Raw genomic sequence first — 4,068 nt, 5'->3', positions numbered from 1 at the left:
ACCTATCGGGCTACTCGCAGGCTAAACTCGACGCCGTGGCCCGGGAGTTGAATGAGCGACCGCGCCAAACGTTGAACTTTGAAACACCGGCCGAACGATTCCAGCAATGTGTTGCGTTGACCGGCTGAAGCCGCAACCCAAAGCGGACCTCACACGAAACTTGCTTCGATGACTGCGGGGCGGCAAATTTTGGCGAAAGGATGTGGCGATGTTCTCTGAGCTTGATGACTATCTGTCCCTCGAGTTTTTGCCGGACTACTGGTACGACGTGGGAACCGGAGTCGCATCCGCAATGCTGATCTGCTTTGACAATGTTGCTTGGGATGCCCTGGTAGAGCAGTGCGTATCAAGGCCAGCGGCTTGGCAAGTCCGGTGCGCTGAAATCATGGATCTCGTCCCCCATCCGGCGGCCGAAAAGATTTGTGTGAAACTCATGTCTACCGACAGCGACGATGTCGTTGTGGCTGGCGCAGATAGCCTTCGCTCCATACCGGGTGCTCACTTCCCAGAGGGCGCCGCTGGGCGACTGGGAGCGATATCGGCAGATGGTTCTCCGCCAGTGAGTGCAGTTCTTGCGGAAATGCTCGCCCGTTTCAGCGAGCAATAGACTCCAAAAGGTCCGCTTCCGACCCATAGCAGACACTCCCAGCGCATGGATAAAAAAAGGGGATATATGGTTGCTCGCGTATTGGTGGTCGCCCTTGCGTGCCTCTCATTGTTCTTTTTGGCCGTTTCCCCGCAACAAAGGCTCCCTGAGCGGGTTCTCCAGGTAACGGTGTGCGAGCTTGTGAAAGATCCTGCGCGTTACGACCACGCATTGGTGCAGGTGTCTGGTGATCTCTTGCATGGCTTCGAGGCTTTTCAGATATATCCGGATCACTGCCCTGAGGCGCCCGATAGCATGGGCGTGTGGCTTGAGTACGGCGGAACAAGCCAGTCCGGGACGATGTATTGCTGCGGAGTTATCGCAGACGGGGAGCGGTCCGAACCCTTGGTTGTGGAAGGAGTCCGAACCTATCTGAAAGTTGATGCGGCCTTTCAACGATTTGATGCACAGATTGGTGGCAAAGATTTGACCCGAGTCAATGCGACGCTGATAGGCCGCTTCTTCTCCGGCAGGCAATTGCGTTATCCAAAGGGAAAGGGCGTTTTTTGGGGAGGCTACGGTCACATGGGGGCTTACAGCCTGCTTGTCATTCAGCAGGTTCTATCCAGTGTGGCAAAGTTTCCGGCGATACCTGAGCCGCCGCCACCGCCTAACCAGGGGTCCTAGGTGAAATAGCTCGGTAGGGCTTTATTGCACATGCTTGAAGTGTCCGCTTCCGACCCGAAGCGGACGTGGCAATAAGGCGGTAATTTGGTCGGATGACCTGACATCGCCGGCCATTCATCAACGGGCCCGGGTGGGGTATGCAGCGAGACGAACTGATCGAAATATTGGAGCAGAGTGCAAGAGACTCGCTCAACGCCGCAGGAAACATACCAGCGAGCGTGCTCGGAGTTGCTTTAGGCTGGGCGTTCGAACTCGACCCAAATGACACAGCGGGTCGCGAAGGAGTCCGAGTCACGTGGTGGACATACTTCGATAAAGAACCAAGCGAAGCTGAGACCGAGTTAGCAGGCACATCGTCAGATGTCCTCTGTGGCGAACTGTGGCGTCATCTGATCTGGGTCGATCATCAAAGTATCGTCACGCAGTCGCTGCCGACGGACCTGCCCAAGCCGTCAGGATGCTGGTTGTACCGACGCGAGATTCATTAGGTGTCCGCTTCCGACCCAGGCTGACGTTTCAAAACGGGGCAGGGGCACTTTCTCAAGCGACAGCGTACTCACCCTTGCGGATAGCCGGACGGATCGGCAGCGTGAGGTCGCCGGCGATGAGCTGCAGTTCGCCGTCCTGGATCAGGCATTGCAGGCGCATGCTCCGCTCGCACAGGGCAGCCAGTTGCTGCATGTCAGCGTGGTCGATGGCGAGCACGCTGAGGTTGTCGTGGCGGGTGAGCGTACTGGCGATCTTGCTCCACCAGACGTCGACGGCATGGCCGCCATAGGCCAGCACCACGACGTGCCGCGACTGGTTGCAGGCTTTGCGCAAGCGTGTTTCATCAGGCAGGCCGACGTCGATCCACAGCTCGATCTCGTCGGTATAGGCCTTGCGCCACAGGGCCGGTTCGTCGGTGTCGCTGAGCCCCTTGCCGAACTCCAGCCGTTCGTCGGCATACAGAGTGAACGCGAGCAGGCGCGCCATCAATCGCTCCTCGGTTTCCGACGGATGCCGGGCGAGGGTCAATGCGTGGGTGGCGTAGTAGTGCCGGTCCATGTCGCTGATCGACAGTTCGGCCTTGTGGATGGTGGCGGTGAGGGCCATGGGGGCACTTGAGTGGGCGTAAAGCGACCATTCTACGCGGCTTTGCCCGGGGGGGCGGAAAGACATCGGCGGCCATGCTTGGGCCGCCCGTCTTGCGGCCATACCAGGAGGTTGGCCGTAGTCGTCCATCGAATGCAGAGTCGGGCTCACGCCGTTGTCTGTGTCGCCAAATCTGCCCGCTGTTCCGATCAACCCGTCGGCGTGGGATAAGGAGCTAGCATTGGTCCGCTTTTGACCCATAGCGGACCTATTCGACAACGGGAAGTGCGAAACCGGGGTGTCATGAAATGCGCGATCTATCCCTCCTCTTCAGTCTATTTCTAGCTGTGGCGCCCATCGATTCTGCACTTGCTGACTGCAGTAGGCGAACCGACGTCGCAACGGAGTTTCATCAAAGCGACCTCGTTTTTGTAGGCAAAGTGACGTCGGCAAAACAACTTAGTCCCGAGCCGTCTGATGGCTCTTTGCTTGGCACCTCCTACCAACTCGAAGTTATCGAACAGTTTCGAGGGGAGCCAAGACACACAGTGCTTGTTTTTAGCGAAAACGACAGCGGTCGTTTCGAGATGCGCGTCGGTGAAACATTCCTTCTATTTGCCAGGTTGGATCCGAAAACCTTGGTGGGTCCAGCGTACTGGGTCTACAACTGCGGATTCTCTGGGGTCGCCCGTGCGAGCCCCAAGACATTGGCAATGGTGCGCAAGTTGACGAACGATTCGCCGGACACAGCTGGCCACCCAACAAGTCCCGCAGGTAACTAGTCGGCGGCGCCAAAAGATGAGCCCGCCCCGCAATCTCAATGTCAAAGACTATGCTGCTAAGGCCCGCTATCGACCCAACGCGGACACTGTCATCGACTCGAACCAAGCCAACCAAGGGGGAGCGTTGTGCCGGACTTCTTTAAGACCTCATTGAAGTCGATTCTCGTGCTTTTGGTATCTGTTGGGGCCTGCCATGCGCTCGGCGATACTCACGAAAGAGCTGCTTTTCGCGGGGTAAATGTCGGTGAACCCTTCGACTTGGCGCAGGCGCGGGCTAGTTTTCCAGGATTGAAGTGTGCTTTCGATCGGACCTTGTCATCCATCCAGCATGAATCCGTAGAAGGCTGCGATGCGGTGACTGACGTGTATGGGCAAAAAGTGGATCTACGCATTTACATTGGCAGGCATCGAGTTGTCGAGTCGATTCTGCTTGCGTGGGAGCCTGCGGATTCGTGGGAAGGAACAGCGGGCATGTCGGTCGATGAGATGGAAGAAAGGCTAATTGGAGATTACGGATTCCCAGACGTTCTTCGTTCCGAAAGCCCGAGGCGGCCTAACGACAGCCGAGGTCTGATTGTTCAAGAGCATGATCACGGTGAAGACGTGTGGGATCTAGGGAACGGCACTTCGCTGACACTAGGGCCTGGGATGGGGGAGCAGCGCCCCTCAGGTCATGTGATTTCGAGCGAGCTGATTACCTTTTCGAGCCATTCTCGCGTTGCGGGAACGGCTCACGGTCCCTGAAGACTGGCATCCCAGTGAGGCGTCGCTGGGCTGCCTGGGCGTTGGCGCGTAACGACCGCTTTCGACTGCGGCTTCAGCCGGTCAACGCAACACATTGCTGGAATCGTTCGGCCGGTGTTTCAAAGTTCAACGTTTGGCGCGGTCGCTCATTCAACTCCCGGGCCACGGCGTCGAGTTTAGCCTGCGAGTAGCCCG

The 4,068-nt window shown here is 57.6% G+C and carries 4 protein-coding genes and 2 pseudogenes; 4 read left to right on the top strand and 2 right to left on the bottom strand.

All coding sequences use genetic code 11. The annotated features are described in order from the left end of the window. The 3 genes and pseudogenes from ISP20_RS21390 to ISP20_RS21380 all read left to right on the top strand — a co-directional run. Positions 1 to 128, top strand: a pseudogene (locus tag ISP20_RS21390) (IS30 family transposase); the annotation flags it as partial. 80 nt (positions 129 to 208) lie between these two features. Further along, complete coding sequence (locus ISP20_RS21385) at positions 209 to 607, top strand: hypothetical protein (RefSeq protein WP_204638237.1); 399 nt, start codon at positions 209 to 211, stop codon at positions 605 to 607. 66 nt (positions 608 to 673) lie between these two features. Then, on the top strand, positions 674 to 1,273 hold the full coding sequence (locus ISP20_RS21380; RefSeq protein ID WP_204638236.1) for a hypothetical protein: 600 nt from the start codon (positions 674 to 676) through the stop codon (positions 1,271 to 1,273). 540 nt (positions 1,274 to 1,813) lie between these two features. On the opposite strand, the gene ISP20_RS21375 is transcribed toward ISP20_RS21380, so the two are convergent. Next, positions 1,814 to 2,368, bottom strand: coding sequence for a YaeQ family protein (locus ISP20_RS21375; RefSeq protein WP_199100597.1), 555 nt, complete (start codon positions 2,366 to 2,368; stop codon positions 1,814 to 1,816). 887 nt (positions 2,369 to 3,255) lie between these two features. Here ISP20_RS21375 and ISP20_RS21370 point away from each other — a divergent pair. Further along, on the top strand, positions 3,256 to 3,873 hold the full coding sequence (locus ISP20_RS21370) for a hypothetical protein (RefSeq protein WP_204638235.1): 618 nt from the start codon (positions 3,256 to 3,258) through the stop codon (positions 3,871 to 3,873). A 73-nt stretch (positions 3,874 to 3,946) separates the two neighbouring features. On the opposite strand, the pseudogene ISP20_RS21365 reads toward ISP20_RS21370, so the two are convergent. Beyond that, positions 3,947 to 4,068: pseudogene (locus ISP20_RS21365) on the bottom strand (IS30 family transposase); the annotation flags it as partial.

The organism is Dyella kyungheensis (genome assembly GCF_016905005.1).
Taxonomy (GTDB): Bacteria; Pseudomonadota; Gammaproteobacteria; order Xanthomonadales; family Rhodanobacteraceae; genus Dyella; species Dyella kyungheensis.
The sequence above is the reverse complement of the archived record's forward strand: the minus strand, read 5'-3'. Positions and strand labels throughout refer to the sequence as shown.

Coding starts and splice junctions, on each gene's coding strand:
- ISP20_RS21385 (WP_204638237.1), top strand. CDS start 209: ATGTTCTCTGAGCTTGATGACTATCTGTCCCTCGAGTTTTTGCCGGAC.
- ISP20_RS21380 (WP_204638236.1), top strand. CDS start 674: ATGGTTGCTCGCGTATTGGTGGTCGCCCTTGCGTGCCTCTCATTGTTC.
- ISP20_RS21375 (WP_199100597.1), bottom strand. CDS start 2,368: ATGGCCCTCACCGCCACCATCCACAAGGCCGAACTGTCGATCAGCGAC.